This is a genomic window from Isoptericola sp. Y541 (assembly GCF_059445465.1).
This window is the reverse complement of record NZ_JCAIUJ010000013.1, coordinates 18,233-45,035: the sequence shown is the minus strand read 5'-3', so window position 1 is coordinate 45,035 and position 26,803 is coordinate 18,233. Positions and strand designations below refer to the sequence as shown.

The following is a 26,803-nucleotide window of genomic DNA, read 5'->3' as shown; positions in this document are numbered from 1 at the left end:
GTCGTCCAGTTTGTGTGTTTGGCGACTTGCATCCTGGTCCCGGGACCCTGCTGCCGCCAACCCACCCGCCGGACGAACCCGCAGGTCAGCGCACCGCCGCGCCGATCAGCTCACTGCCCCTGGTGAGAACACCTCCGAGTCGGATCTGACGGTGAGTCGGCCGCATGACTGGGTATGACTCTTCGGCGTCGCACCATCGGCGGGCGGCCTTGGACCTCCTGATGAGCGCGTTGCCGCGTTCGCCGATGGCGCTGGTGCACGGGTGCAGCGGGTTCAGGACTGATTCCTGCTGGAGGACTGATGAAGGGTCGCGCCAGGACGGTCGCCGCGTCGATCGGCATGGCCATCGCGGCCGTGAGATACCGGGAGGCGCCGCCCCTGCGTGACGAGAAGTTTCCCTCCTGGTTGACATCGTGAAAGTTGATGGCAACCTGGACGCGGGACGCTGCGACGGCGCACGTCCCGGCCGACCAGCGGAGGATCCGATGAGCCGAGCTCTGCCCCCTGCCCGACGCACCTCGACACGCCGTTCTGCCCCTGCGGCGATCGGCCTCCTGCTCGGCGCGGCGCTCGCCGTCCCGGCCGGCGCCGCCGCGGCCGCGACTCCCGACCCGGACCTGCCCGTCGCGAGGGCCACCACCGCCGCGACGGCGGCCACGACGCTGACCGACGATGTCGCCGACCTGCCCCTGGACGACGACGGCGCCGCGATCGTCACCGAGCGCACGGAGCGCCTGATCGCCCCGGGCCTGGAGCTCACGGAGTTCGCGCGTGTCTCGGCGGAGGGTTGGCTCAGCGGCGAGGTGCTCGTCGCGCAGCTGGGCGCCGACGGCGGCCCCCGGCTCGGCTACCTCGGCCCGGACGCCGTCGCCGGCAACGCCACGGTGAGCGAGTTGGCCGCCGACCGCGGCGCGATCGCGGCCGTGAACGGCGACTTCTTCGACATCAACAACTCCGGCGCGGCCCTCGGCGCCGCGGTCCAGGACGGCACGCTGCTGAAGTCCGCGACGCCCGGGCGCGAGAAGGCCCTCACGGTCGACTCCACCGGGGCGGCCGGCCTCGCCGAGCTCTTCCTTCAGGGGAGCGTCACGCTCCCGGCCGCCGACGGGACGCAGGAGCTCCCGGTCGCGGGCCTCAACGTCACGGCCGTGCCCGCGGGCGGCGTCGCCGTCTTCGACTCCGCGTGGGGCGACTTCACGCGCACCCGCCCGCTCGGGGCGGGGGAGCAGGGCCTGGAGGTGCAGGTCCGGGCCGGTGGTGACGGGGCCGGCGGCACGGCCGGCACCGTCGTCGCGGTCGGCGCGCCCGGCGCGGGCCGCCTGCCGGCCGACGTCCGCGCCGTCGTCGCGCGCCCGGGCGCCGCGGCGGACGCGCTCGGCGCCCTCGCGCCGGGCGACGAGGTGTCGCTCGAGTACGGCCTGCGCGACGACCTCGGCGACATCACCACCGCCATCGGCGGCGACCCCGACGACTGGCTGCTCGAGGACGGGGAGGTCACGTCGTCCACCAGCGAGTTCGCCCTGGCCCTCCACCCGCGCACCGCGGTGGGCCTCAGCGAGGACGGCACGTCGGCGTACCTCGTGGTGGTCGACGGGCGCCAGGCGCACAGCGTCGGGGCGTCGCTGCCGGAGCTGGGCCGGTTCCTCGCCCAGCTCGGCGCCGACGACGCGATCAACCTCGACGGCGGCGGCTCCACCACGATGGCCGCACGCCTGCCCGGCGACGCCGGGACCAGCGTGCTCAACAGTCCGTCCGACGGCGCCGAGCGCCTCGATGCCAACGGCCTGGGGCTCTTCACCGCCGAGGGCTCTGGCCGGGTGCACGCCTTCGACGTGCGCGCGGCGGTGCCCACGGGCGACGCCCCCGCCTCCGACGCGCTGCGCGTCTTCCCCGGCCTGCACCGCACGTTCACCGCGGCCGGGTACGACGAGTCCCGCGCCGCCGTCGACACTGCGCCCGACGCGTGGACGTCCACCGACGAGGCGGTCGCGTCCGTCGAGCCCGCCGGCACGCACGCTGGCGGAGCCGGGGTCGTCACGGGGCGCGACCCTGGCACCGTCACCGTGCGCGCCGCGACCCCGACGGACGGAGGCGTCGCGACCGGCGCCGCCGACGTCACCGTGCTCGGCGAGCCCGCGCGGGTGACCGTTCCGGAGCCGGTCGTCACGCTGGCGGACGCCGACGCGACCGCGTCGCTCACCGTCGTCGGGCACGACGCGGACGGCTGGTCCGCGCCGGTCGAGGCGCGCGACGTCGAGGTCTCCGGGGGCGACGGCGTCGCCGCGCTCGAGCCCGCTGACGACGGGTCGTTCACGGTGCGCGCCCTGGCGGACGCCGGCGCGGCGAGCTTCACGCTCACGGTCGGGGGCCTCAAGGTCGAGGTAGCCGTCGCGGTGACGCTGCAGGACGTCGTCGTGGCCGACCTCGCTGACGCCGACCGCTGGACGTCGGCCCACGACCGTGCCCCCGGCGGGTCCGTCGCCCCGGCCGAGGGCCACGACGGCACGGCCGGGCTGCGGATGACGTACGACTTCACGCAGTCCACCGCCACGCGCGGCCAGTACGCCGTCGCACCGGACGGCGGCGTCGCGATCCCGGGCCAGCCGCGCACGGTGACGATGTGGGTGGACGGCGACGAGCAGGGCGCGTGGCTGCGGCTGCAGCTGCGCCAGGGCGACGGCGTCGTCACCAACCTCGACGGCCCGACGGTGTCGTGGGAGGGCTGGCGCCAGGTGGAGTTCACCGTGCCCGAGGGGGTCGCGTACCCGCTCACGCTGCAGCGCGTGCGCACCCTGGAGACCGGCGCCGCGGCGCAGTACGCGGGCGAGCTCGTCATCTCCGACGTCCGCGCCCAGGTGCCGCCGGACGTCGAGGCGCCGCACGCGGAGCGGGTCGAGGACCCGGCGGTCGTGGCGGAGGGCGCCACCGACGACGCGCCGCTGCGGGTCGCGGTGTTGTCGGACGCGCAGTTCGTCGCCCGCGACCCGGAGTCCGGTGCCGTGCAGGGCGCCAAGAAGGCGCTGGCCGAGATCGTCGCGGACCACCCGGACCTGTTGGTGATCAACGGCGACCTGGTGGACGAGGCGTCGCCGGAGGACTTCGACCTGGCCCGCGAGGTGCTCGACCAGGGCCTCGCCGACGCCGACTTCCCCTGGTACTACGTGCCCGGCAACCACGAGGTCATGGGCGGGTCGATCGAGAACTTCGAGGCCGAGTTCGGCGAGCGCACGCACGTGCTCGACGTGCCCGACCCGCGCGGCGAGGGTGGCACCACCCGACTGGTGCTGCTCGACTCGTCCAGCGGCCGGCTCGGCAGCGACTTCGACCAGCTCCGCGCGCTGCGCGAGGCGCTGGACGGCGCGGCCACCGACGACGCCGTGACCGGCGTCGTCACCGTCTTCCACCACCCGCTGGACGACCCGCTGCCCACCAAGGCCAGCCAGCTCACCGACCGGGTGGAGGCCGAGACGCTGCGCGACTGGTTCGAGGACTTCCGCGAGACGTCGGGCAAGCCGATCGCGTCTGTGGGGTCGCACGTCGGCGCGTTCCACGCCTCCACGGCTGACGGCATCCCGTACGTCATCAACGGCAACTCCGGCAAGAGCCCCGCGAGCACGCCGGCCGACGGCGGGTTCACCGGCTGGTCGATGATCGGCCTCGACCCGGCTGCGGACGGTGGCACAGGGGAGGAAGGGTGGTTCTCCTGGGAGGTCAACGCCCGCGCCGAGAGTGTGGCGGTGTCGGGCCCGGAGGAGCTCGCCGTGGGCACGTCGGGCGAGGTCAGCGCCCTGCTGACGCAGGACGACACCCGCGAGGTGCCGGTCGACTGGCCCGTCTCGTCCCGCTGGGGCGGCGAGCGTGTGTTCGTCGGCGCGGCCGCGGACGCACCGTCGGGCGCCGTGCTCGCCCTCGACCCGGAGACGCACGAGGCCACCGCCGTCGCCCCCGGCCGCGCGACCGTCGAGGTCGAGGTGAACGGGACCGTCGGCACCCTGGGCGTGCTCGTGCCCGCCGGCGCCCCGGGCACGGCCCGGATCGGCGACGACAACGGCTGGGACACCGGCCTGCGCGACGGCGACTACCGGATGCTCGTGGACCTGTGGTGGGGCGAGAACGCCACCAGCCTCAAGCTCTACGAGGACGGCGACCTGATCCACACCGAGAAGCTCACCCACGACGGCACCGACGCCCAGCGCGTCGCCGTCCCGGTGATGGGCAGGACGAACGGCGAGTACGTGTACACGTGCGAGCTGGTCAACGCGGCCGGCACCACCCCGTGCGCCGGCCCGCACACCGTGCGGGTCACGGACGCGAACCCCGGCACGCCGGTGCTCTCCCACGACGACACCTCCGACGGGACCGCCGGCGACGGCGACTACGCCGTCACCATGAACAAGTGGTGGGGCACCCAGGCAGGCGGCTACGTGCTGTACGAGGACGGCGTCGAGATCGACCGGCAGGAGCTCACCCCGGGCGCCGGGGGAGCTGCGCAGTCCGCCACCACGGCCGTCATCGGCCGTGAGCCCGGCACCTACCGGTACGTCGCCGTGCTCACCAACGACGCGGGCGAGACCCGCAGCAAGGAGCTGACGGTACGGGTGCGCGGCTGAGTAGCCGCCTTGAATCAGAGGGTGTCGGCCTGAGCTGTCTCAGCTTCTCTCACCCTGTCCAAGGAAACGTCTGATAGAGCCATGAGACATGGTTCGAGCCACGGCGTTCACCGCCGGTGCTGGCACGGCCGGCGCTCAGAGCCCTCGTTGGCCGAGCCGCGCGGCGCCGTCGTACGCTCTGCTCATGAGCGACTACCAGGTCAACCCGCGCACCAAGTCCGAGCCCACCGGCGCCGTCGTCGTCCGCTTCCTCGGCATGTTCGTGCTCTTCCTGGGCGGTCTTGTGCTGTTCGGTTCCGGCGCGTCCGGCGGCAACCCGCCCCTGGACCCGTACCTCGTCGTCGGCGGCATCCTGGTGGTCGCGCTCGCCTTCGGTCTGCCGATGATCGGCGCACACGAGCGCTGACCCAGCCCTGCACCGGGGTCGGGTCAGCGGAGAACCGCGCTGAGGTCCGGGCCTCGACGCCCATGGCGGCGAAGTGGAAGTCGAGGTAGTTCACGCCGGGCCGCACCTGCGCCATCCCGGCCCGGTGGGACTTCTCCACGAGGTCGTGCAGTCGGGCAGCACCGACCCGTCGCAGCGCACCCGGCGCGGGGTGGGGGCGTGCGGCCCGCTGCCGAGGATGCTCGCCTACCCGGGGTCGTTGCCCGTGGTGCGGGCGTGCCGGTCGACAGCTGCCGGCGGTCAGGACGGCACGTCGTCGAGGCTGTCGAGCAGCTCGACGGCCGCGCGGGCGTAGGCGTCGATCCACCGGTCGTGGATCCGCTTGATCGGCAGGGGGGCGAGGGCGAGGTGCCGCTCGCGCCCGAGCTTGCGCCCGGTCACCAGCTCGGCGCGCTCGAGCACCCGGAGGTGCTGGAGCACGGTGGTGCGGTCGAGCTCGGGGAAGTGGGCGCACAGCTCGCCGGTCGTGAGGGTCGACTCCTTGAGGGCGTCGAGCATGCGCCTCCGGACCGGCGAGGCCAGGGCCTTGAACACGAGGTCGTCGTCCGTGACCCTGGGCGCGGCATCGTTCATGTGATAAAACTACAACATGAATGAGAAGCAGGCACTCACCGAGCTCACCTTCACGGTCTCGGGCCGCGTCTCGCGCCCGACCCGGGACGTCTACGAGGCCGTCGCCGACCCCGACCAGCTCTCCCGCTACTTCACGACGGGCGGCGCGCGCGGGCGCCTCGAGCCCGGGGCCGACGTGTCCTGGGACTTCGCCGACTTCCCCGGCCGGTTCCCCGTGACCGTCGTCGAGGCCGACCCGCCGCGGCGCCTCGTCATCCGGTGGGACGGGGAGGCCACGACCCAGGGCGCGGGGACCACCGTGACCTTCGAGTTCGAGCCCGTCGACGACGACGCCCGCACCCTTGTCACGATCACCGAGTCGTCGTGGACCGTCACGCCCGACGGCGCGAAGCACGCCTTCGGCAACTGCGAGGGCTGGACCGGCATGCTCGCCGCGCTCAAGGCGTGGGTCGAGCACGGCATCAACCTCCGCGAGGGCTTCTACCGCTGACCCAGTGCCGAACAGGCGGTTGACACCGTGCAGGCGCGAGATCGCGCCGGATAGCGGCGTCAACCGCCTGTTCGGCGTCAGCGGTGTGGGTGTGGGTGTGGGTGCGGGTGTGTCAGACGGTGCTGCGCACCTCGTCGAGGAACCGGCGGGTGCGCGCGCGCAGGCTCTCGACGCGGCGCTCGACGATCGCGGCGCGCACGCCGTCGTCGTCGGACCCGGCCTCGGCGAGAGTGGGCCGACGGCGGGCGTTGCGCGAGCACCGGAAGTCGGAGCAGATCAGCGTGCCGATCGTGTCGCCCTTGCGGCCGGCGGCTCCGCCGCGCTTGGCGACGTAGAGCTGCACGTCGCGCGTCTCGACGACGTCCTCGCACCACGCGCACATGACCGCGCGGCGCGGGCCGGTGCGCTCGGCGGCCCGCAGCAGGACACCGACGGGCTCGTCGTCGATCCAGGTGACGGCGTAGGCGGACAGCGGCTGCTTGCGGTCGCGCCAGCCGAGGTAGTCGAGGCGTTCCCAGTCGAGCGTGGCGAGATCGGGGACGATCATGCGCTGCCGTTCGCTGCGGGTGGCGTTGACGAGGCTGTCGTGGAGCTGCTTCTCGGTGAGGGGGTTCATGCGGTTCGGCTTTCGGTGAGCGGGGGCGTCACCGGCGCACGACGTCGCGAGATGGCGTCGTCGAAGAAGGTGGCCGGGTGACGGTGGGCATGACGAAGCCCCGCGCCGCCCGGCAGCCGACTGGTGTCAGTGCGTGGCGACGACGGGGCAGGCGGGACTGCCCGAGCAGGCCTGGTGGCCCACCCCGCTCCCTGCGACGCCCTGCATCGCTCGCTCCTCGCTCGTGAAGATCTTGGTCCGCTCGCGCCGTGGCGCGACCGGCCCGTCCATGGTGGCACGGACAGTCGCCCGGGTCGACGCGAATTCCGTCACCCCGACGCCGGACCGGGTGTTGGTTGAGCCTGTCGAAACCACCGCACGGGTTTCGACAGGCGGTATCGACAGGCGGTTTCGACAGGCGGTTTCGACAGGCTCAACCAGCATCACTGTCAGAGGGTGGCGCGGACCTCGTGGGCGGCGGCGACGAGGTGGGCCAGGGCCGGCTCGACCTCCGCGTACCGACGCGTCTTGAGCCCGCAGTCGGGGTTGACCCACACTACGGCGGGGTCGATCGACTTCACGGCCAGCTCGAGCAGCTCGGTGATCTCCTCGGTGGACGGCACGCGGGGGGAGTGGATGTCGTACACCCCGGGCCCGATGCCGCGCGCGTACCCGGCGTCGCGCAGCTCCGGCACGATCTCCATCCGCGAGCGCGCCGCCTCGACGGACGTCACGTCGGCGTCGAGGCCGTCGATCGCGCCGATGACCTCGCCGAACTCCGAGTAGCACAGGTGCGTGTGGATCTGCGTCGCCGCCTGGACGCCTGACGTCGCGAGCTTGAACGACCCGACCGACCAGCGCAGGTACGCCTCGTGGTCGGCGCGGCGCAGCGGCAGCAGCTCGCGCAGCGCGGGCTCGTCCACCTGCACGATGCCGATGCCCGCGGCCTGGAGGTCGGCGATCTCGTCGCGCAGCGCGAGGCCCACCTGGTTCGCGGTGTCGCCGAGCGGCTGGTCGTCGCGGACGAACGACCACGCGAGGATCGTGACCGGGCCCGTGAGCATGCCCTTGACCGGCTTGTCCGTGAGCGACGCCGTGTAGGCCGACCACTCGACGGTGATCGGCGCGGGCCGCTCGACATCCCCCCACAGGATCGGCGGGCGCACGCAGCGCGAGCCGTACGACTGGACCCAGCCGTTCGCCGTCACCGCGAACCCGTCGAGGTGCTCCGCGAAGTACTGCACCATGTCGTTGCGCTCCGGCTCGCCGTGCACCAGCACGTCCAGGCCGAGCTCGGTCTGCAGCGCCACGACGCGGTCGATCTCCGCGCGCATCGCGACCGTGTAGTCCGCGTCGGGCAGCTCGCCCTTGGTCCACGCGGCGCGGGCCTTGCGGATCTCGGGGGTCTGCGGGAACGACCCGATGGTGGTGGTCGGCAGCGCCGGCAGGTTCAGCCGGGCGGCCTGCGCCGCCGCGCGCTCCGCGTATGGGCCGCGGGCGAAGTCGGCGTCGGTGAGCGCGGCGGCGCGGTCGCGCACCGCGGGCACGACGACGCCCGCCGCGGTCGCGCGGGAGTCCGCGGCCGCGGACGACGCGGCCAGGTGGTCGGCCACGGCGTCCCGGCCCTCGGCGAGCCCGCGGGCCAGGATCGCGACCTCGCCGACCTTCTGGTCGGCGAACGCCAGCCAGTCGCGCAGGCGGGGGTCGAGCACGGTGCCGGTGCCCGCGCCGAAGACCTCGTCCTCGACGTCGTGCGGCACGTGCAGCAGCGACGTCGACGTGCCGACGGCGAGGGCCCCGGCGCCCAGCGGGCGCAGCGACTCGGCGACGTCGAGCTTGGCGGCCAGGTCGGCGCGCCAGATGTTGTGGCCGTCCACGACGCCCGCGACGAGCGTCTTGCCGGCGAGCCCGGGCACCCCGCCCTCGGGCGCGGCGGGCACGGCGCCCTTGACGAGGTCGATCGCGATCGCGTCCACGTCGGTGCCCGCGAGCAGCGCGAGCCCGTCGTCGCCCAGCCCGCCGAACGGCGCGGACACGAGGATCGCGGGCCGCGCGGCGGCGGGGTCGTCGGCGTCGACCGAGAGGTCTGTGGCGAGCGCTGCGTACGCGCGGGTCACGGCGTCGGAGAGCTCCTCGAAGGTCGCGTCGACGGAGTCGGTGACGAGCGCCGGCTCGTCGAGCTGCACCCACGGGGCGCCGACGGCGGCGAGCGCCCGCAGCAGCTCCGCGTACGCGGCGACGACGTCGTCGAGCCGGTCGAGCGGGCGGAACCCGGCGCCCGCCTCGTCCGCCTTCTTCGACAACGCGAGGAACGTCACCGGGCCCACGAGCACCGGGCGCGTCGTGACGCCGGCCTCCTTGGCCTCGGCGTACTCGCGCACGATCCGGTGGTCGGCGAACGAGATCGGCGTGGTCTCGCTGATCTCGGGCACCAGGTAGTGGTAGTTCGTGTCGAACCACTTGGTCATCTCGAGCGGCGCGTCCTCGCCGCGGCCGCGGGCCACCGTGAAGTAGCCGTCGAGCTCGAGGGACCCGTCATCCGGGTCGAGCAGGTCGCGGAACCGCTCGGGCACCGCGCCCAGGAGGGCGACGACGTCGAGCACCTGGTCGTAGTAAGAGAACGAGCCGGGCACGGACCCGTCGTCGGGGTTCAGCCCGAGTGCCGCGAGGCGGCGGACGGTGTCGTTGCGCAGCGCGCCGGCCGCGATCTCCAGGTCGACGGCGTCGGTGCGCTCGTCGGCCGGCAGCGCCCAGAACGACTCGACGGCGCGCTTGAGCTCACGCCGGCGCCCGATGCGCGGGTAGCCGAGGACGGTGCCGCCGGGGAAGGCGGGGGTGGACGGGGATGTGGACATGAGCACTCCTCACGGGTGGGCTCCGGGATCGTCTGACGTCGCTGGTTGAGCCTGTCGAAACCCGGAGCCGGGTCTCGACGGGCTCGACCGCCGACGGGGTCAGACGGCGGGAGCCTGTGTCGGGATGCCCGGTACCCACGGCCTTCTGGCCAGGTCCGCGTCGTCCGACGGCTCGTCGGGCGACGCCGGTCCGCCGAGGTGCACACCCTCGAGCAGGTCCAGAGCGGGACGGTACTTGTTGAACGTGTACACGTGGATGCCGGGTGCGCCGGCGTCGAGTACGTGCTGGGCGAGCTCGACGGCGCGCGCGGTGCCGTAGGCGTGCTGCGCCTCCGGGTCCGGTAGGGCGTCGAGCGCGTCCAGCAGGTGCTGGGGCGCGCGGACGCCGGTGAGCTCCTCGACGCGACGGAGCCGGCGCGGCTCGGTCGTGGGCAGCTGCCCGGCGAGGATCGGGATCGTCACGCCGGCTGCGCGGGCCTCGGCGACGAAGTCGGTGTACGAGTCGGCCTCGTAGAAGATCTGGGTGATGGCGAACCCGGCGCCCGCCTGCTGCTTCTCCAGCAGGCGCTGCACCTCCTGGGTCCGGGTGGTGCCGGCCTGCACGTTGCCGTCGACGAACGTCGCGACGGCGATGGTCAGCGGCCGGGCGGCGCCCCGCAGGGCGGCCCCCGGGTCGGCGGCGCACCGCCGGGCTTCGATCTCGCGCAGCAGGTGCACCAGATCGATCGACGACTCGACGCCGTCCGCGGGCGGGCGCCAGTCCGGCTGGTCCTTCGGGGGGTCGCCGCGCAGGGCGAGGAAGGCCCGCGTGCCGGCGGCGAGGAAGTCGTCGATGACGGCGGAGACGTCCTCGCGGGAGGCGCCCACGCATGTCAGGTGCGCGACGGGCAGGACGGGCGTGCCCTCGAGCAGGGTGGACACCACCTGCCGGGCGGTCGCCCGGTCACCCCCGCCCGCGCCGTACGTCACGGAGACGAAGTCCGGGTGCGTGGCCACGAGCCGGCGCGCCGTCTCCCAGAACTTCGGGGCGGCGTGGGGCCGACGCGGCGGCATCAGCTCGAACGAGATCGTCGGGCGTGCGGGCAGCGCCGGGGTGGGCGGAAGAGATGCCTCTGCGACCATGCGTCACTCCATCGATCCTGGCGTGAGCACCTTCGTCCTCGGGAGGCTTCCGTCGGAGAACGGGTTGCTGCGGCGTCGTCGAGCCAGGACTCTCGGCCGCTCTGGATGGCTGGACCTCGATCGTACGCACCATCCGCGATGCGGGCGAGGATGAGACCGCTGGGTGAGATCGGCCGGTCGTCGCCGCCCAGGTCAGGGCACCAGCACGACTTTGCCGCCCGCGTGTCCGCTCTCGACGAGCGCGTGGGCGCGGGGCGCGTCGGCGAGTGGCAGCACCGCGGCGACCGTCGTGGTGAGCTCCCCGCGGGTGAGCGCCGCGACGACCTCGGCGAGCTCGCCGGCGTCGCGCTCGGACCGGGAGCTGAACTCCACGCCGAGCTCGGCCGCGCCGTCGTCCGCGATGGTGACGATCCGGTCGGTGCCGCCGCGCAGCTCGATCGAGTCGGGCAGCACGCCCGCGCCGGTCGTGTCGAGGACGGCGTCCACGCCGTCGGGGGCGAGGGAGCGCACCCGCTCCACGAGGCCCTCGCCGTAGGGCGTCGGCGTGGCGCCGAGGGCGGCGACCCGGTCCTGGTTCCGCGGCGACGCCGTCCCGATCACCCGGACGCCGCGCCGCGCCGCGAGCTGTGTCGCCAGCTCGCCCACGGACCCCGACGCGCCGTGCACCAGCAGCGTCTCGCCCGGGCGCACGTCGAGGCGCCGCAGCGCGCGGACGGCGGTCTCGGCCGCGACGGGAAGCGTGACGGCCGCCGTCGCGGGCAGGCCGTCGGGGACGGGGGCGAAGACCCTGGTGAGCGCGAGCTCGGCATACCCGCCGGTGGCGGCGAAGCCCACGACCCGGTCCCCGACGGCGGCGCCCGTCACGCCGTCGCCCAGCGCGTCGACGACGCCGGCGATCTCCAGCCCCGGCACGACGGGCGACGGCGGCGCACCGACGTCGGACCCCGCCCCGCTGCGTGCCTTGGTGTCCCAGACGTTGACGGCCGCGGCCTCCACGCGCACACGCACCCGGCCCGGCCCGGGCTCGGGGTCGGGCATCTCGGCCAGGTGCAGCACGTCCGGGCCGCCGTACGTCTCGAACACCATCGCCAGCACGTTCACTCCCTCAGGTGTTGCAGGTCGGAGGTTTCCCCGACCGTCTGGTCGGCGGTCAAGACCTCATCGCGACGATCGTCCACCGTCAGGTCGTCCGTGGCCAGCGCCATCGTCCCGGTGTCGTCAGAGTGCGGGCCCGCTCGCCAGCCCGACGACGGTCTCCCAGGGGACGTTCGCGACGCCGGGGACGACGTCGGGCAGGTCTGCGGCAAGGGTCGCGAGGCGGTCTTCGCTGGAGGCGACGATGCACCCGCCCCACAGGTGGAGGTCCAGCGTCCCGCGGCGGCGGGGTGACACAGCGCGGGCGGGAGTCCGTCCGGCTCGTCGGCCCAGCCGAGCAGGGCCACGACGGCGGAACCGTCGATCAGGACGCTCACCGGAGCGCCGACGACATGCCGGTGAACCACTTGCGGAAGCTCACACGCTGGGGTTACCGGCCAGCACGTCATCGATCTCGGCCTCGAGCTCTGCCACGATCTCAGGCGTCTCCGCCGACCGGAACACGTCGACCACTCCGAGTGGGGTCGGGGCCTCGGTGTCATGGTCCTGGTGAATGTACGCTCGTGCGATTAGTGAAACCTCTTGACTGGGCCGAAACTATTAGCCCATGTCTACTCGGGCGCAATCGGCAGGTCGTCCCTAAGTCCTTCGATAAAGTCGCTCGCCCAACGATAGTCCCATTCCCTGCTTGAGATGACCCGCGCGATTACGTCCTTGGGTACGAGCCCGTAGGATGAGATCTCGCTCAAGGCATTGAGTTGGGACCGCAAGGCCGTCTCGTCGTCCTCGAGTGAGAGAGCGACCTCCAGCACTCGGGCGAGGGCTGCGGCCAGCTGAGGGGCGATGCTTTCCGAGAGCCAATCCGTCACCTTCTCGGCGGCGAAGTCTCGTGCTCTTGCTGTGGGGGATGCCAATTCTGCAGCGAGCTCACGGATGTCGTGTGCTTCGAGTGTCATCGCTGATTCTCCTTGACGCTTATGACCACGGAAGCGGTACGTCGCTGGGCCACGGGATGTGTGTCGCGTTCGCGTGACCTGGATTGTAGTTTGGGCTTCGAGGGTTGGTGCACTGGGGGTGGGCCAACCCGCCGTCTTCCATCACATACCTGTTGCCGATCTTGTGACGGTAGATCGGACCGCCGGCGGAGTTGCTTCCGAGAGGCGCGGTGCCGTCGACATCGTGTGCATGAAGTTGGTTCGCCTTCCCGTCAGCGTCGGTCCACCTGAACTTCACTCCCTTTTGGGCGCCAGCACCGGTGTGCGGTGCGAATGGGGGCATCTCTGCATCGTCGGGCACCCTGGACAGAGGGCTTCCGGGAGCTGCCCGCGATGCGACCACCTCGTCGGGCCAGCTGCTCGCTCCGCTGTGACCCCCAGCGTTGTGGACCAGGAGGGGCAGGCTGCCGGCGAGGACGTAGTAGTTGTGGTGGGTCTCGACGTGGAAGTTGTAGACCGTGACCGCGTCGGCCTCGTCACGCTCCTCGACCTCGATGCGGTCGAGGGTGACCCTGCCGTCACCGGTGGTGTCACTGGTGACGAGGATGTCACCGGGCTGCAGGTCACGGGCGAAGATCCAGCCCATGTTCGCGACCATGAAGGGGTGCTCGTCGGTGGTCGTGACGACCGTCCCGCCGATGGTCAGGTGGTACAGGGTCGTGGTCTGACGCACGAAGGTCTCGACCACGAGCTGCAGCTCGTCGAAACCTGTGGCGAGGTTGTGGGCGTAGACCTTGTCCCCGGCACGGACGTCCTCGATCGCCTTGACCCCATCAGGGCCGTCAGGGGTGCGCACGAGGGTGCCCGCGGTGAAGCAGGTGCCGAACCCGACCTTGCACCACGCCTTCTTCGCGCCGGTCTTGGCGCCCTGCTTCAGCGCGGCCTTGGACAGTCCGGTGGCGGCCTTCGCGGCGCCGCCGAGTCCGATGACGGATAGTGCGGCGCCGGCGATCGCGATCCCGGCCTCGGCCCAGGAGCGTTCCCCGGTCGCGGCGAGGGTGATGTTCGCGAGCGCGCTGACGATGGCTGCGACGGCGGCCACGACGATCAACACCCCGGCGAGCGCGGTCCCGACGATGGGGATGAACGCGACCACGACCGCGAGGAGGCCCGCGATCATGGAGATCATGTCGGCGATGTCCGCGATCGCGGCGACGAGCTTGGATCCCCAGTTGTCCCACCAGCCGTCGTTGAGGTCGTCGCCGCCGGTGATGTCCTCGATGCGCGAGACCGCGTCTCCCGCGGCACGATCCCGGTCGGACGTGGCGGTCTCGATCGTGGACCGCGCGGCGGCGAGCTGCCCGTTCGCGTCGTCCGCGTTCCCGCCGGCAGAGTCGGCCTGCTGCTGGTACTCCCGCTTCTCCTCCGGATCGGTCGCCGCATCGGCGAGATCCTGGTTGCGGTCACGTGCCCCCGCGGCGGAGTCGGCGGCGTCCTTGGCGTGGCGGGCCTGCTCCAGCGCCGCCAACGTCTCGGCCTGGACGCGTTCCAGCGCGGAGGCGTAGTCGACCAGGGCGTTGCCGGTGGCCTGGTAGCGCGAGTGCGCGCGCCGGATCTCGGAGACGGTGTCTTCCTTGGTCTCCATGAGGGCGTCCACGGCGTGGGAGATCGTGCCCGCGACGTCCAACCGCGACATCGCGCCGGCGGCGTCGTCGATCGAGTCGGCGACCTCCAGGTAGTCCTGCCCGCCGTGCAGCACGAGGACGGGGTCGCCCGGTGTCGGGTCGGAGTCCAGCCCGACCGGTGACCAGTCCGCCGGCCTCATACCGGACCACCGGGCCGCGACGGGGCGGGGGCGCTTTCGCCGCTGATGCCGTGGGCGAGGTCGGAGTCGATGTCGGTGAAGGCCTGGGCGACCTGGACCGACGCGTCGGCGAGGAGGCGCAGGTTCTCCGTCATCTTCTCGCGGGTGTCGTCCCAGGCGTGCGCGAAGTCGCGCACGACGCCGGCGAGCCCGTCATGCCCGACAGCCTCGGCGATCCGGTCGCTCTTGGTGTTCGCGTTCTCGAACTCGTCGGCCACCACGGTCAGGCTCGAGCCCAACTCCGTCACCGCGTCCAGGTCCACATGGAGGTCCGCCATCGGCCCTCACCCCCTCCTGCCAGAGGAGAGAGTAACCAGGTTCGCGCCTGATGCACCACGGGGAGAACTACCCATCAGGCCTGATCAGACGGCCGTTGGCGCGCGTCTCGAGGGCCACGGTCAGCAGCAGCGCGACCCGGGGTTGCGGTCCTGCTCGGCGTAGTGCTCCCGCCAGAACTCGCGCTCGCCCATCGGCTCGCGGTCGGGGTGTGCGGAGCGCTCGTGCGCACAGTAGGTGCGGTAGGCGTCGTCGCCCATCACCTGCCGCACGTACCAGCGCAGGCTCCGACCCGCCGACGACGCCGCCCGGGTCAGCGCCCGGGCGACGTCGTGCACGACACCGACGCGGGTGTCAGCGGTGCCCGGCACGGGCGGCCTCCGTCAGGCCGGCGTCGGCCCACTGCTTCTCGATGCGCTTCTCGGCCGCCGTCGCGAACAGGCTCGCGGGGGCGAACCGCCGCGACGCGACCGGCGGGTCCTCGTGGTTCTCGCCACCGCCCGTGCGGAGCGCCTTGATCGTCACGACCAGCGACGCGAGGATCACGACGATCGACAGCACCACGAAGACGATCGACAGCGTGCCCTGCACGAACGTGTTGCGCACCACGGCCTCCATCGCGGCGACGTCGGGCGCGGTGCCGAACGACGTCTCCCCGGCGTCGAGCGCTGCCTGGAACGCGTTGTGCTGGGCCCAGTACCCGACGGCGGGGACGGGAGAGAAGATCTTCTCGAACGACGCCCAGATGGTGATGAGCGCCGTGAACGCCAACGGCAGCGCGACGATCCACAGCCACGCCCAGTAGCCGCGGCCCCGCTTGGCGACGATCGCGAGCACGACGGCGAGCGCGATGGCGGCCAGCAGCTGGTTCGCGATGCCGAACAGCGGGAAGAACGTGTTGATGCCGCCCAGCGGGTCGGTGACGCCGAGATAGAGGATGGTGCCCCACCCGGCCACCATGATCGCGGTGCACACCCAGACCCCTGGTCGCCAGCTCATGTCCTTGAACTTCGGGGCCACGTTGCCGATGGTGTCCTGCAGCATGAAGCGGGCCACGCGGGTGCCGGCGTCCACCGCGGTGAGGATGAACAGTGCCTCGAACATGATGGCGAAGTGGTACCAGAAACCCATCATCGCGGTGCCGCCCACCAGCTGGTGCATGATGTGCGCCAGCCCGAGCGCCAGCGTCGGGGCGCCGCCCGTGCGGGACACGATCGATGGCTCGCCCACCTGGCTCGCCAGGGTGGTGAGCGTGTCCGGCGTGAGGTTCACCCCGGCGAGGCCGAGCGAGTTGACGAACGCGACAGCTCCCTCGACCGTGCCCATCGTCGCCGCCGCCGAGGAGTTCATCGCGAAGTAGACCCCGCGGTCGATCGAGATCGCGGCGACCAGCGCCATGATCGCGACGAACGACTCCATGAGCATGCCGCCGTACCCGATGAAGCGGGTCTGCCGCTCCTTCTCCACCAGCTTGGGCGTGGTACCGGACGCGATGAGGGCATGGAACCCGGACAGCGCCCCGCACGCGATCGTCACGAAGAGGAACGGCCACAGGTTGCCGGCCACCACCGGGCCGGTCTCGCTGCCCGCGAACTCGCTGACCGCAGGCACGGAGATCTCGGGGCGCACGATGACGACGGCGCCCGCGAGCACCAGGATTACGCCCACCTTCATGAACGTGGACAGGTAGTCGCGCGGGGCGAGCAGCAGCCACACGGGCAGGACGGCGGCGACGAAGCCGTAGACGATGACGCCGACGGCGATGGTGGTGCGGTCGAGGTGGAACAGCTCGGCACCCCAGGCCGTGTCGGCGACCCAGCCGCCGCCGACGATCGCGGCGAGCAGCAGCACGAAGCCGATGAGCGACACCTCGGTGATCTTGCCGGGCCGCAGGTAGCGCAGGTAGACGCCCATGAACAGCGCGATCGGGATCGTCATCGAGACGCTGAACACACCCCACGGGCTCTCGCCCAGGGCGTTGACCACCACGAGGGCGAGGATCGCCACGATGATGATCATGATGAGCAGGGACGCGACGATCGCGGCGACGCCGCCGATGCGGCCGAGCTCCTCGCGCGCCATCTGGCCGATGGTGCGGCCGCCGCGGCGCATGGAGAAGAACAGCACCAGGTAGTCCTGCACGGCGCCCGCGAGCACCACGCCGACGATGATCCAGATGGTGCCCGGCAGGTAGCCCATCTGGGCCGCCAGCACCGGGCCGACCAGCGGGCCGGCGCCCGCGATGGCGGCGAAGTGGTGGCCGAAGAGGACGCGGCGGTCGGTGGGGACGAAGTCCTTGCCGTCCTCGCGCGTCTCGGCGGGGGTGGCGCGCCGGTCGTCCGGCCGGGCGATGTACCGCTCGATCACCTTCGAGTAGAAGCGGTACCCGATGAGGTAGGTGCACACCGCGGCGAACACGAACCAGATCGCGTTGATCGTCTCTCCGCGGACCAGCGCGATCATGACCCATGCCACGCCGCCGAGCAGCGAGATCGCCGCCCAGAGCGCGACCTTCTGCCAGGTCCAGCGGGGGGTCCGCTCCTCGGCGGGGACGGAGGTCGGGGGGAGCGCGGGGTCGGGGACGATCTCGTCCGTCGCCGCGGCGGCTCCGGAATCTGCTGTCAAGGTGTGCCTCCATGGCGTCGCGTCGTTGCGGAGCCCGGCGGGTGCGGGTGTCCGACACAGGATAGGGATCCGGGGCGACGCACGTCACGAGCGCGCGCCGTCTGCTGTCCGTACCCGTTCATGGACCTGGACGGCCCAGGGGCACAGGGCGCGCGGCCGCCTCGCCGCGCCGTAGGGTGACGAGCATGGACACCGAAGAGCGCCTCGCCGTCTTCCTCGACTACGAGAACCTGGCGCTCGGCGCGAGGGACCACCTGGGCGGCATGCAGTTCGACTTCAAGCCGATCGCCGACGCGCTCGCCGTGCGCGGCCGCGTCGTGGTGCGGCGCGCGTACGCGGACTGGTCGTACTTCGACGAGGATCGGCGGATGCTGACCCGGCACCAGGTCGAGCTGATCGAGATGACGCAGCGGATGGGCGCGTCCCGCAAGAACGCCGCCGACATCAAGATGGTGGTCGACGCCATCGAGATGGCGTTCGAGCGCGAGTACATCACCACGTTCGTCATGTGCACCGGCGACTCCGACTTCTCTCCGCTGGTCCACAAGCTCCGCGAGCTGGACAAGCGCGTCATCGGCGTCGGCGTCGAGAACTCCACGTCCCGCCTGCTGCCGTCGGCGTGTGACGAGTTCCTCTTCTACGACCGGCTCGAGGGCGTCGACGTGCCCGACGAGTCCGAGTCGCCCGCGCCCAAGAAGTCGCGCGGCGGGGCGAAGGGGTCGGCGAGGTCGTCGTCCACGCGAGGCCGCACCAAGGCCCCTGCCCCGGTCGAGGCGCCCGCCGAGCCCGTCGCGCCCGCCGAGGAGGCCGCACCTGCGGCGTCCGCCCCGACGACGGCCGCCAAGGGCCGGCGCCGGAAGGCCGCGGCGCCCGCGGATGCTCCCGCCGTCGAGCCGGAGGTCGAGCCGAGCGTCGAGCCCGAGGTCGACGTCGAGCACGACGAGACCGCCGCGTCCGACGAGGACGCGCCGATGGAGGTCCGGGTGGCGCAGACCCTCGCTGACCTGCAGGCGTCGACCAGCGGCACGGTCACGGCGTCGATGCTCAAGCGCACGCTGGTGCGCAAGGACCCCACGTTCAGCGAGTCCGACTACGGCTTCCGCACGTTCGGCGAGTTCCTGCGCTTCCTGGCCGATCGCGGCTTCGTGGTGCTGTCGCCCGGGCCGTCGACCGGCGACCCCGAGGTGGCGCTGCCCGAGCAGCAGGACACCGCGGGTGCCTTCGGCCTGCTGCGCACCGTCGTCCAGGACGCGGGCGGCTCGGCGCCGCTGTCCGGGCTGAAGAACGAGGTGCGCAAGCGCCGGCCCGACTTCTCTGAGAAGGCGCTCGGCTATCGCGGCTTCCTGCAGTTTGCGAAGGGTGCCGCGGCCGCCGGCGCCGTCGCCCTCGCGTGGGACGACGACGCCGACGACTACCTGCTCACCGCGGGCTGAGCGGGCCGAGCGGGCCGAGCGGGCCGAGGTCGCTCAGCGACCGACGAACGCGAGCAGCGCCGCGTTGACCTCGTCGGCGTGCGTCCACAGCAAGCCGTGGGGGGCGCCCTCGACCTCGACGTACTCGGCGTCCGGCACGGCCTGGTGGAAGCGCCGGCCCGAGGCGTCGATGGGCAGGATGTTGTCCTTCGTGCCGTGCAGGATCAGCGTCGGCTTGCCGGCCGCGCGCACGGCCTCGACGTCGGGCCGGAAGTCCTCGATCCAGGTGGGCACGACCGCGTAGGCGGCGACGGGCGCCGAGCCGACCGCCGTGTTCCAGTTGGCGCGCACGACCTCCTCGCTGATGCGCGTCCCGAGGTTCTCGTCCAGGTTGTAGAAGTCCTTGTAGAACTGCGTGAACCAGGCGTAGCGGTCCGAGCGGGCGGCGTCGACGATGCCGTCGAACACCGCCTGCGGCACGCCCTCGGGGTTGTCGTCGCGCTGCACGAGGAATGGCTCGAGCGACGCGAGGAAGGCGAGCTTCGCGACGCGCTCGTGGCCGTGGTTGCGCACGTACCGGGCGAGCTCTCCGGTGCCCATCGAGAAGCCGACGAGGATCACGTCGCGCAGGTCGAGCGTCGTGAGCACGGCGTCGAGGTCTTTGGCGAACGTGTCGTAGTCGTACCCGGAGCCGACCTTGCTCGACGCCCCGAAGCCGCGGCGGTCGTAGGTGACGACGCGGTACCCGGCGGCGAGGAGCTCGCGCGCCTGCAGCTCCCAGCTGTGCCCGTCGAGCGGATACCCGTGGACGAGGACGACCGGCTGACCGGAACCCTGGTCCTCGTAGTACAGCTCGATGTCCGTGCTGTTCTCCTGCCCGACGGTGATGTAACCCATGGTGGCTGTCCCTTCGCGGAGAAGGGGAGAACGGTCGTTCTCCCTGATGACCGTTACAGTAGAGAACGATGGTTCTCCGCGCAAGCGGAGCGGTCGACGAGAGGGGGAGCAGTGGTGGACGAGGACGCGGCGCGCGACGCGGTGGTGGCGGCCGCCGACCGCCTCTTCTACGCCCGGGGCGTGCAGTCGGTCGGTATGGACGCTGTGCGGAGCGAGGCCGGTATCTCGCTGAAGCGCATCTACTCGCTCTTCCAGTCCAAGGAGGACCTCGTCGTCGCGGTCCTCGCGCTGCGGACCCGCCAGTGGGCCGAGGGCGTGGGCCGGGCCATCGCCGCGGCGACCACGCCGCGGGAGCGGGTCCTCGCCGTCTTCGACTTCCTCGACGCATGGTTCCGCGAGGACGGCTTCCGCGGCTGCGCGTTCATCAACTCCTTCGGCGAGCTCGGCGCGACGTCGCCGCGCATCGCCGACGCCGTGCGTGAGCACAAGGAGTCGTTCCGGGAGCACGTGCTCGGGCTCGTGCGCGAGGCCGGGCTGCCCGACGCCGTCGCGCTGCAGGTCGTCCTCCTGGCCGAGGGCGCGCAGACGACCGCCGCCATCACGCAGGATGCGGACGTCGCGCTCGCGGCGCGCCGCGCCGCCGAGGCGCTGCTCGACGCCGACGTGGCGTGACCGGGCGGACCGGGCCGGCTCTTCCGGTCACGATCCTCCGGTCGAGATCGCTTGCCCGAGGCACGCCCCCTCCTAAGGTGACACGTGTGGGTCGACGAGGCCCCACCACGGTGCATGGCCGCGCCGAACCTCGCGTGGAGTGCATCGTCGTGTCTCGAAGGCGGCATGCCCGCCGGAATCGGAGGTTCGATGCTTCACGCTCGACAGCACTCCAGGCTCCGCACCACCCCCTGGCGCACCGCCCCCTGGCGCACCGCCGCAGCGGTCGGCCTCGCCGCGCTCGCCGCGTCGGTCGCGCTCCCCACGGCCGGGGCCGCGCAGCCCGAGGCCGAACCCGCCGCCGCGGCCGCCGCGCCGGGCGACGTGGTCTGGTCCGACGAGTTCGACGGCGCAGCGGGGGCGGCGCCCGACGGGAACCGATGGGCGTACGACACCGGCGCGGGCGGCTGGGGCAACAACGAGCTCCAGAACTACACGACGTCCCGCGACAACTCCGCGCTCGACGGCGCGGGGAACCTCGTCATCACGGCCCGCCAGGAGGGCGACGGGTCGTACACCTCGGCGCGCATGACCACCCGGGGGAAGTACCAGCCGCAGTACGGCCGGGTCGAGGCGCGCATCCAGATCCCGCGCGGCCAGGGGATCTGGCCCGCGTTCTGGATGCTCGGCGGCAACCTCGGCAGCGTGCCGTGGCCGGACTCGGGCGAGATCGACATCATGGAGAACGTCGGGTTCGAGCCGCACCTGGTGCACGGGTCCCTGCACGGGCCGGGCTACTCCGGCGGCAACCCCTTGACCGGCACCTACCAGCACCCGCAGGGCTGGTCGTTCGCCGACACGTTCCACACGTTCGCCGTCGACTGGAAGCCGGGGCAGGTCTCCTGGTCCGTGGACGGGGTGACGTACCAGACGTACTCGGCGGCCGACACGGGCGGCAACCCGTGGGCCTTCGACCACGACTTCTACCTCCTCCTCAACGTCGCGGTGGGCGGGAACTGGCCCGGGAACCCCGACGCCACCACCCAGTTCCCGCAGCAGATGAAGGTGGACTACGTGCGCGTGTACGACAACGGCAGCAACGCCGCCGGCTGAGCGCTCCCCCTGCGCGGGCCGGCCGAGCCGCTCCGCACAGGGGGCACAATGGTGCGGTGACCTATCGGTTCCTGCGCCTCGTCCTGTCGCTTCTGGTGTACGTCTTGCTGCGCCCGAGCGTCACCGGGCTGCACAACATCCCGCGGCGCGGGCCCGTGATCCTGGCGAGCAACCACCTGTCGTTCATCGACTCGATCATCATCCCGCTCGTCGTGCCTCGGCACGTCACGTTCATCGCCAAGGCGGAGTACTGGACGGGCGGCGGGCTCAAGGGCCGCGTCTCCCGCTGGTTCTTCACCACGATGGGCCACGTCCCGGTGGACCGCGAGGACCCCCGCGGCGGGCAGCGCTCCCTCGACGAGGCGCTCCGGGTGCTGAAGCGGGGCGGCGCGTTCGGCATCTACCCCGAGGGCACGCGCTCGCGCGACGGCAAGCTGCACCCTGGGCACACCGGGGTGGCGTGGCTCGCGCTCGCCGGGTCGGCGCCCGTCGTGCCGGTCGCCCTGCGCGGCACCGACAAGGTGCAGCCCGTGGGCAAGCGACTGCCGCGCCCGACGCGGGGCATCCAGGTCAACTTCGGCGCCCCGATCGACCCGTCGCGACAGCTCACCACCGGGTCCCGCCCCGCGCAGGTGCGTCGTGAGCTCACCGACCACGTCATGGACTCCATCCACAAGATGAGCGGCCAGGAGCTCGCGGCGTGACCGACCCCGCGCCCTCGTCCCACCCGAAGGGCGAGGCGGTCCAGAACCTCTTCAACACGGTCCCGGCCTACTACGACCGGATGAACCGGATCATGACGCTCGGGCGGCACCAGGCCTGGTGCCGCGACGTCGTCCGGCGGGCGCAGGTTCCCGCGGGCGGCTCCCTGCTCGACGTCGCGACCGGCACCGGCGTCATCGCCCTCGAGGCCGCGAGGCGGTACCCGGACGCCGCCGTCACCGGCGCCGACTTCGCCGAGGGCATGCTCGACGGCGCGCGGGCCAAGCCCGGCGCGGACGCCGTCACCTGGCAGCTCGCGGACGCGAACGCCCTGCCATTCGACGACGAGTCGTTCGACGCCGTCACGCACGGCTACCTGCTGCGCAACGTCGAGGACGCCGAGCGCGTTCTCGCCGAGCAGTTCCGCGTGCTCCGGCCGGGCGGCCGGGTCGTGGTGCTCGAGACCTGCCCGCCGCGCGGGCTGCTGCGCTACCCGGTGACGCTCGGCGTGAAGGTCGTGATCCCGCTGCTCGGCCAGCTCGTGGCGCGCGACCGCAAGTCCTACACGTACCTCGAGGAGTCCACCCTCGGGTTCAAGTCGCCCGAGGAGGTTGCCGCCATCCTGGGGCGGCTCGGCTTCACCGGGATCACCTGGGACCGCAGGTTCCTCGGCACCCACATGATCGTCACCGCGCAGAAGCCGTAGGGCTCACCCGGCCGGGGGAGGCGCGCCGCCGGGCCGCTTGGAAGACTGGCCGGCATGGCAGCGCGGACGGCGGTCGCGGACGGGGGCGGGGTACGGCACGCGCTGGGTCGCGCCGCGGCCCCGCTCGTCAGCGCGGCGACGGTGCGCGCGGGCGTGTACCTCGTCGTCGGGGGTGTCGTGGCCGGGGCGTACGTCGTCCTCGTGACCGGCTTCGTGCAGATGTACACGACGGCGGGCACGCCGGTCGTCGCCGTGAGCGTGCTGGCCGTGGTCACTGCGGCGATCGTCTGCTCGCCGCCCTTCCTCGCCCCGGTCCGCGCGCTCGAGATCGCCGCCGTGCGCACCTTCCTCGACGTCGACCCCCGCGACCTGCCCGACCCCGTCGGGGATCCCACGGTCGCGACGCGCTGGCGGGCGGCCGCGTGGTTCGCGCTGCACCTGGCCCTCGGGGCCGTGGTCACGCTGGGGCTGCTGGTCGCGGTGCCGGTCGCGACCCAGCTCGTGCTCTCCGTCTTCGGCATCGACCGCGCGTTCATGGTGCAGGTGGCCCCCACGCTCTCCCGGCACCCGGCCGCCTGGCTGGTGGTCGCAGTCGTCGCCCTGCTGGCGGTGCCCTATCTGGCCGTGGGCGCCCGGCGGCTGCTGCGGCAGGCCGCGGTGCCGCTGCTGGGCCCGGACCAGAGCGCGCGCATCGCCGAGCTCGAGGCGCGGGCGGACCGGCTCGCCGAGCGGGGCCGGCTCGCGCGCGAGCTCCACGACTCCGTGGGGCACGCGCTGACCATCACCACGCTGCAGGCGGCCGCCGCCGCGCGGCAGCTCGACACCGACCCGGACGCCGCCCGGCGCTCGCTCGCCGCCGTCGAGGAGACCGGCCGCGCCGCGATGGCGGACCTCGATCACGTGCTCGGCCTGCTGCGCGGTGCCGACGACCCACGACGCGACCCGCGACGCGAGCCGCCGCGCGTCCCGGCGCGCGCCCTCGCCGACCTGTCGGCGCTCGTCGACGACGCCCGCAGCGCCGGCGCCGACGTCCGCCTCGACCTGACGGGCGACGCGCGCGCCGCGCCCCTGCCCCGCGCGACCTCCCACGAGGTGTACCGGGTGGTGCAGGAGGCGCTCACCAACGCCGTGCGGCACGCCCCCGGCGCGCCGGTGACCGTCAGAGTGGCCGCCGACCCGTGGCGCGTGGTCGAGGTGGACGTGACCAACCCGCTCGAGCCCGTCGACACAGCGCCGCTGGTTGAGCCTGTCGACGCAGCGCCGCTGGTTGAGCCTGTCGGCACAGCGCCGCTGGTTGAGCCCGTCGGCACAGCGCCGCTGGTTGAGCCTGTCGAAACCCCGGCCCCGGCCGGCGGCCGCGGTCTGCCAGGCATGGCGGAACGCGTGCGGCTGCTGGGCGGGGAGCTCTCCGCCGGGCCGGACGGCGGTGTGTGGGTGGTGCGCGCCCGGTTCCCGTTGTGACGGCCGCGCCACCGGCGTCCCTGGACGTCGTCATCGGATGGCGGGAAGGCGACGCACAGGGACGCAGGTGGTGCGTGGCCCGGCCACTGGCGTCCCTGGACGTCGTCGTCGGACGACGGGAAGGTGACGCGCAGGGACGCAGGTCCCCGACCGGGACGCGTCGCATCGGTGATCGCGCGGGCGTCGGATGCGCGAGGATCGACGCGTGACGCTCCCCGAGCACGCCCCGGTACGCACCGTCCGTGTCGCGCTCGTCGACGACGAGCCGCTGGTGCGCGCGGGACTGCGCGTCATCCTCGAGGTCGAGCCGGACCTGGAGGTGGTGGGGGAGGCGGACGACGGTGCCGGGGTGCCGCAGCTCGTCGCTGACGCCCGCCCCGACGTCGTCCTCATGGACGTGCGCATGCCGCGCGTGAACGGGATCGCCGCCACGCAGGCGGTCGTCGCCCGCGACCGACCGGGCGCCCCCGCCCCTCGCGTGCTGGTCCTCACCACGTTCGAGAACGACGACCACGTGCTCGACGCCCTCCACGCGGGCGCCCAGGGCTTCCTGCTGAAGCGGGCGCGGCCCGAGGAGGTCGTGCAGGCGGTGCGGCTGGTGGCGCGCGGCGACTCCCTGCTGTTCCCCGACGCGGTGCGCAGGCTCGTGGCCGCCCACGGCCCCGACACGTCGACGGGGGACGCGCTCCGCTCGGTCGGGCTCACCGAGCGCGAGGGGGAGGTGCTCCGGCTGGTGGCGTCGGGCATGTCGAACGCGGAGATCGCCGGAGACCTCTACCTCGGCGTCGAGACGGTGCGCACTCACGTGGGCAACGTGCTCGCCAAGCTGGGCGTGCGCGACCGCACGCAGGCTGTCGTCCGGGCCTACGAGTCGGGGTTCGTGCCGCTGCGGCGAGTTTGAGGCGGGGCGCGCCGAGCAGCGCGCCGATGGTGTGGGAGAGCCAGTCGTTGGTGAGGGCCACCCCGGAGCACCTGCGCCGCGACAGCGACGAGTCGGCGGCGGCGCAACCCCGCGCCCGTGCGGAATTCCGATGACCTTGGGGAGGCCCGGGCATAGCCTCGGGCTCGTGGACGTCAGACGCAGCTGAACTACCCGACGTGCGACGGCACGCCGGGTGCTTCGTCATGCCTCTGATGCCTACCGAAAGCAGATTCCCGTGCCTGGTCGTCCTCGCGACGACAGGGCTGGAGCGCTCACCCTTGCGCTGTCCTCGGCCTCGATCGCCGGCGGACTCTTCCTCCCCCTGTCGCTCGTCTACCTCACCGTCCTCACCGACATCTCCCTCTCCGTGCTCGGGGCCGTCATCACGGCCTCGGGGCTCGTCGCCGTGCCCGTGCCGATCGTGGCCGGCCGGCTGGTCGACCGGGTCGGCCCGCGGCCGCTGGTCGTGGCGGCGCTGAGCCTGCAGGCCGCGGGCTACGTCGGCCTCGTCGTGGCCCGCGACCCGTTCGCGGTCTTCGCCGTCTCCATGGTCCTCGCCGTGGGCGGACGCCTGTTCTGGTCGTCGGTCTTTGCGCTCGTCGCGGAGCATGCCGAGGCGCACCCGGTGCGGCCGGTGGAGGCGTGGTTCGCGCGGATCAACACCGTGCGCACCGTGGGCATCGTGGCCGGCGGGCTGGTCGCCGGGCTCGTCGTCTCGCTCGATGCCATCAGCGCCTACCTGGCCCTGGCGTGGGCCGCCGCCGGCGGCTACTCGGCCGCAGCGTTGCTGGTGCTGACGGTCCGCTCGTCTCCGCGGTCGGCCGCCACGGATCAGCCCGTGAGCTCCCGCCTCCTGCTGCGCGACCGGCGGTTCCGCACGCTTCTGCTGACGAACACGGTCTTCGCGCTCTCGACCCTCTTCGCCGGGCTGACCCTCCCGACGCTCGTCCGGTCCGTGCTGCACGGACCGGGCTGGTTCACCGCCGCGCTTCTCGTCGCCAACGCCCTGCTGGTCGCCCTGCTGGGACACCGCGGCGGCCTGCTCGCGGCGCGACGCCCCGCGCCCGGCCTCCTGCGGGCGGCCGCCGCTCTGTGGTGCGTCGCCTTCCTCATCATGGCGCTGGCCGCGGCCGGATCCCTGCCCGCGGCGGGGCTCATGCTCCTGCTGTCGGTGGCGGTGCTCAGCGGTGCGGAGGTGCTGCACGCTCCGGCGTCGACCTCGCTGGTGGCGGCGATGGCCGGCCCGCACGCGCGCGGGACGTACCTGGCGGTCTTCCAGTACTCGTTCGTCGTCGCCGAGCTCGTCGGGCCCGTGCTGTTCACCGGCCTGTTCGGGCACGCGCACGCCCTGCCCTACCTCGTGCTCGCGGTCGCGAACGCCGCGACCCTCCCGATCCTGGTCGCCCTCCGCCCGGGCACGCGACCCTGACGGCAGGCCCGACGCCGGTCAGGGG

The 26,803-nt window shown here is 72.7% G+C and carries 25 protein-coding genes and 1 riboswitch; of the genes, 11 read left to right on the top strand and 14 right to left on the bottom strand.

What is annotated here, in order from left to right; translation table 11 throughout:
- Positions 1 to 485 precede the first annotated feature (485 nt).
- A complete protein-coding gene (locus AC1C2V_RS19430; RefSeq protein WP_495391299.1) occupies positions 486 to 4,610 on the top strand; it encodes a phosphodiester glycosidase family protein in 4,125 nt (1,374 codons plus the stop codon).
- A 184-nt stretch (positions 4,611 to 4,794) separates the two neighbouring features.
- A complete protein-coding gene (locus AC1C2V_RS19425) occupies positions 4,795 to 5,016 on the top strand; it encodes a hypothetical protein (RefSeq protein ID WP_495391298.1) in 222 nt (73 codons plus the stop codon).
- A gap of 279 nt (positions 5,017 to 5,295) precedes the next feature.
- Here the strand turns inward: AC1C2V_RS19425 and AC1C2V_RS19420 are convergent, their stop codons facing one another.
- A complete protein-coding gene (locus AC1C2V_RS19420; protein WP_495391297.1) occupies positions 5,296 to 5,628 on the bottom strand; it encodes an ArsR/SmtB family transcription factor in 333 nt (110 codons plus the stop codon).
- 16 nt (positions 5,629 to 5,644) lie between these two features.
- On the opposite strand from AC1C2V_RS19420, the gene AC1C2V_RS19415 reads away from it, so the two are divergent.
- The gene (locus tag AC1C2V_RS19415) at positions 5,645 to 6,118 is read left to right on the top strand and encodes an SRPBCC domain-containing protein (protein WP_495391296.1); all 474 of its coding nucleotides are present in this window, start codon (positions 5,645 to 5,647) and stop codon (positions 6,116 to 6,118) included.
- 112 nt (positions 6,119 to 6,230) lie between these two features.
- On the opposite strand, the gene AC1C2V_RS19410 is transcribed toward AC1C2V_RS19415, so the two are convergent.
- The 12 genes from AC1C2V_RS19410 to AC1C2V_RS19355 form a co-directional block, all read right to left on the bottom strand.
- Positions 6,231 to 6,734: an FBP domain-containing protein gene (locus AC1C2V_RS19410; protein ID WP_495391295.1), complete on the bottom strand. Its 504-nt coding sequence runs from the start codon at positions 6,732 to 6,734 to the stop codon at positions 6,231 to 6,233.
- Positions 6,735 to 6,860: 126 nt separating this feature from the next.
- Positions 6,861 to 7,004: a hypothetical protein gene (locus tag AC1C2V_RS19405; protein WP_495391294.1), complete on the bottom strand. Its 144-nt coding sequence runs from the start codon at positions 7,002 to 7,004 to the stop codon at positions 6,861 to 6,863.
- 158 nt (positions 7,005 to 7,162) lie between these two features.
- Positions 7,163 to 9,568 carry a 5-methyltetrahydropteroyltriglutamate--homocysteine S-methyltransferase gene (metE, locus tag AC1C2V_RS19400; protein ID WP_495391293.1) on the bottom strand — a complete coding sequence of 802 codons (2,406 nt, stop codon included), beginning with the start codon at positions 9,566 to 9,568 and terminating at the stop codon, positions 7,163 to 7,165.
- A 99-nt stretch (positions 9,569 to 9,667) separates the two neighbouring features.
- A complete protein-coding gene (locus AC1C2V_RS19395) occupies positions 9,668 to 10,690 on the bottom strand; it encodes a methylenetetrahydrofolate reductase (protein ID WP_495391292.1) in 1,023 nt (340 codons plus the stop codon).
- Positions 10,691 to 10,695: 5 nt separating this feature from the next.
- A riboswitch (SAM riboswitch) is annotated at positions 10,696 to 10,802 on the bottom strand.
- 80 nt (positions 10,803 to 10,882) lie between these two features.
- A complete protein-coding gene (locus tag AC1C2V_RS19390; RefSeq protein WP_495391291.1) occupies positions 10,883 to 11,785 on the bottom strand; it encodes an NADP-dependent oxidoreductase in 903 nt (300 codons plus the stop codon).
- A gap of 123 nt (positions 11,786 to 11,908) precedes the next feature.
- A complete protein-coding gene (locus AC1C2V_RS19385) occupies positions 11,909 to 12,082 on the bottom strand; it encodes a hypothetical protein (RefSeq protein ID WP_495391290.1) in 174 nt (57 codons plus the stop codon).
- 120 nt (positions 12,083 to 12,202) lie between these two features.
- A complete protein-coding gene (locus AC1C2V_RS19380) occupies positions 12,203 to 12,340 on the bottom strand; it encodes a contact-dependent growth inhibition system immunity protein (RefSeq protein WP_495391301.1) in 138 nt (45 codons plus the stop codon).
- 56 nt (positions 12,341 to 12,396) lie between these two features.
- Complete coding sequence (locus AC1C2V_RS19375; protein ID WP_495391289.1) at positions 12,397 to 12,741, bottom strand: hypothetical protein; 345 nt, start codon at positions 12,739 to 12,741, stop codon at positions 12,397 to 12,399.
- A gap of 19 nt (positions 12,742 to 12,760) precedes the next feature.
- Positions 12,761 to 14,545, bottom strand: a complete 1,785-nt coding sequence (locus AC1C2V_RS19370) for a polymorphic toxin type 30 domain-containing protein (RefSeq protein WP_495391288.1) — start codon at positions 14,543 to 14,545, stop codon at positions 12,761 to 12,763.
- The gene (locus AC1C2V_RS19365) at positions 14,542 to 14,862 is read right to left on the bottom strand and encodes a hypothetical protein (RefSeq protein ID WP_495391287.1); all 321 of its coding nucleotides are present in this window, start codon (positions 14,860 to 14,862) and stop codon (positions 14,542 to 14,544) included. Before AC1C2V_RS19365 ends, AC1C2V_RS19370 begins: the two co-directional genes overlap by 4 nt.
- A 120-nt stretch (positions 14,863 to 14,982) precedes the next feature.
- A complete protein-coding gene (locus AC1C2V_RS19360) occupies positions 14,983 to 15,231 on the bottom strand; it encodes a YbdD/YjiX family protein (protein ID WP_495391286.1) in 249 nt (82 codons plus the stop codon).
- Positions 15,215 to 17,485, bottom strand: coding sequence for a carbon starvation CstA family protein (locus AC1C2V_RS19355; protein WP_495391285.1), 2,271 nt, complete (start codon positions 17,483 to 17,485; stop codon positions 15,215 to 15,217). Before AC1C2V_RS19355 ends, AC1C2V_RS19360 begins: the two co-directional genes overlap by 17 nt.
- A 185-nt stretch (positions 17,486 to 17,670) precedes the next feature.
- On the opposite strand from AC1C2V_RS19355, the gene AC1C2V_RS19350 reads away from it, so the two are divergent.
- On the top strand, positions 17,671 to 18,918 hold the full coding sequence (locus tag AC1C2V_RS19350; protein WP_495391284.1) for an NYN domain-containing protein: 1,248 nt from the start codon (positions 17,671 to 17,673) through the stop codon (positions 18,916 to 18,918).
- Between the two features lie 33 nt (positions 18,919 to 18,951).
- On the opposite strand, the gene AC1C2V_RS19345 is transcribed toward AC1C2V_RS19350, so the two are convergent.
- Positions 18,952 to 19,794, bottom strand: coding sequence for an alpha/beta fold hydrolase (locus tag AC1C2V_RS19345; protein ID WP_495391283.1), 843 nt, complete (start codon positions 19,792 to 19,794; stop codon positions 18,952 to 18,954).
- Between the two features lie 111 nt (positions 19,795 to 19,905).
- On the opposite strand from AC1C2V_RS19345, the gene AC1C2V_RS19340 reads away from it, so the two are divergent.
- The 7 genes from AC1C2V_RS19340 to AC1C2V_RS19310 all read left to right on the top strand — a co-directional run bounded on the left by AC1C2V_RS19340 (position 19,906) and on the right by AC1C2V_RS19310 (position 26,778).
- A complete protein-coding gene (locus AC1C2V_RS19340; RefSeq protein WP_495391282.1) occupies positions 19,906 to 20,466 on the top strand; it encodes a TetR/AcrR family transcriptional regulator in 561 nt (186 codons plus the stop codon).
- Positions 20,467 to 20,655: 189 nt separating this feature from the next.
- A complete protein-coding gene (locus AC1C2V_RS19335) occupies positions 20,656 to 21,558 on the top strand; it encodes a glycoside hydrolase family 16 protein (RefSeq protein ID WP_495391281.1) in 903 nt (300 codons plus the stop codon).
- A 56-nt stretch (positions 21,559 to 21,614) separates the two neighbouring features.
- The gene (locus tag AC1C2V_RS19330) at positions 21,615 to 22,262 is read left to right on the top strand and encodes a lysophospholipid acyltransferase family protein (protein ID WP_495391280.1); all 648 of its coding nucleotides are present in this window, start codon (positions 21,615 to 21,617) and stop codon (positions 22,260 to 22,262) included.
- Positions 22,259 to 22,966: a ubiquinone/menaquinone biosynthesis methyltransferase gene (locus AC1C2V_RS19325; protein WP_495391279.1), complete on the top strand. Its 708-nt coding sequence runs from the start codon at positions 22,259 to 22,261 to the stop codon at positions 22,964 to 22,966. Before AC1C2V_RS19330 ends, AC1C2V_RS19325 begins: the two co-directional genes overlap by 4 nt.
- A 54-nt stretch (positions 22,967 to 23,020) precedes the next feature.
- The gene (locus AC1C2V_RS19320) at positions 23,021 to 24,427 is read left to right on the top strand and encodes a sensor histidine kinase (protein WP_495391278.1); all 1,407 of its coding nucleotides are present in this window, start codon (positions 23,021 to 23,023) and stop codon (positions 24,425 to 24,427) included.
- Between the two features lie 187 nt (positions 24,428 to 24,614).
- The gene (locus AC1C2V_RS19315; protein WP_495391277.1) at positions 24,615 to 25,328 is read left to right on the top strand and encodes a response regulator transcription factor; all 714 of its coding nucleotides are present in this window, start codon (positions 24,615 to 24,617) and stop codon (positions 25,326 to 25,328) included.
- A gap of 256 nt (positions 25,329 to 25,584) precedes the next feature.
- Positions 25,585 to 26,778 carry an MFS transporter gene (locus tag AC1C2V_RS19310; protein ID WP_495391276.1) on the top strand — a complete coding sequence of 398 codons (1,194 nt, stop codon included), beginning with the start codon at positions 25,585 to 25,587 and terminating at the stop codon, positions 26,776 to 26,778.
- Positions 26,779 to 26,803 lie beyond the last annotated feature (25 nt).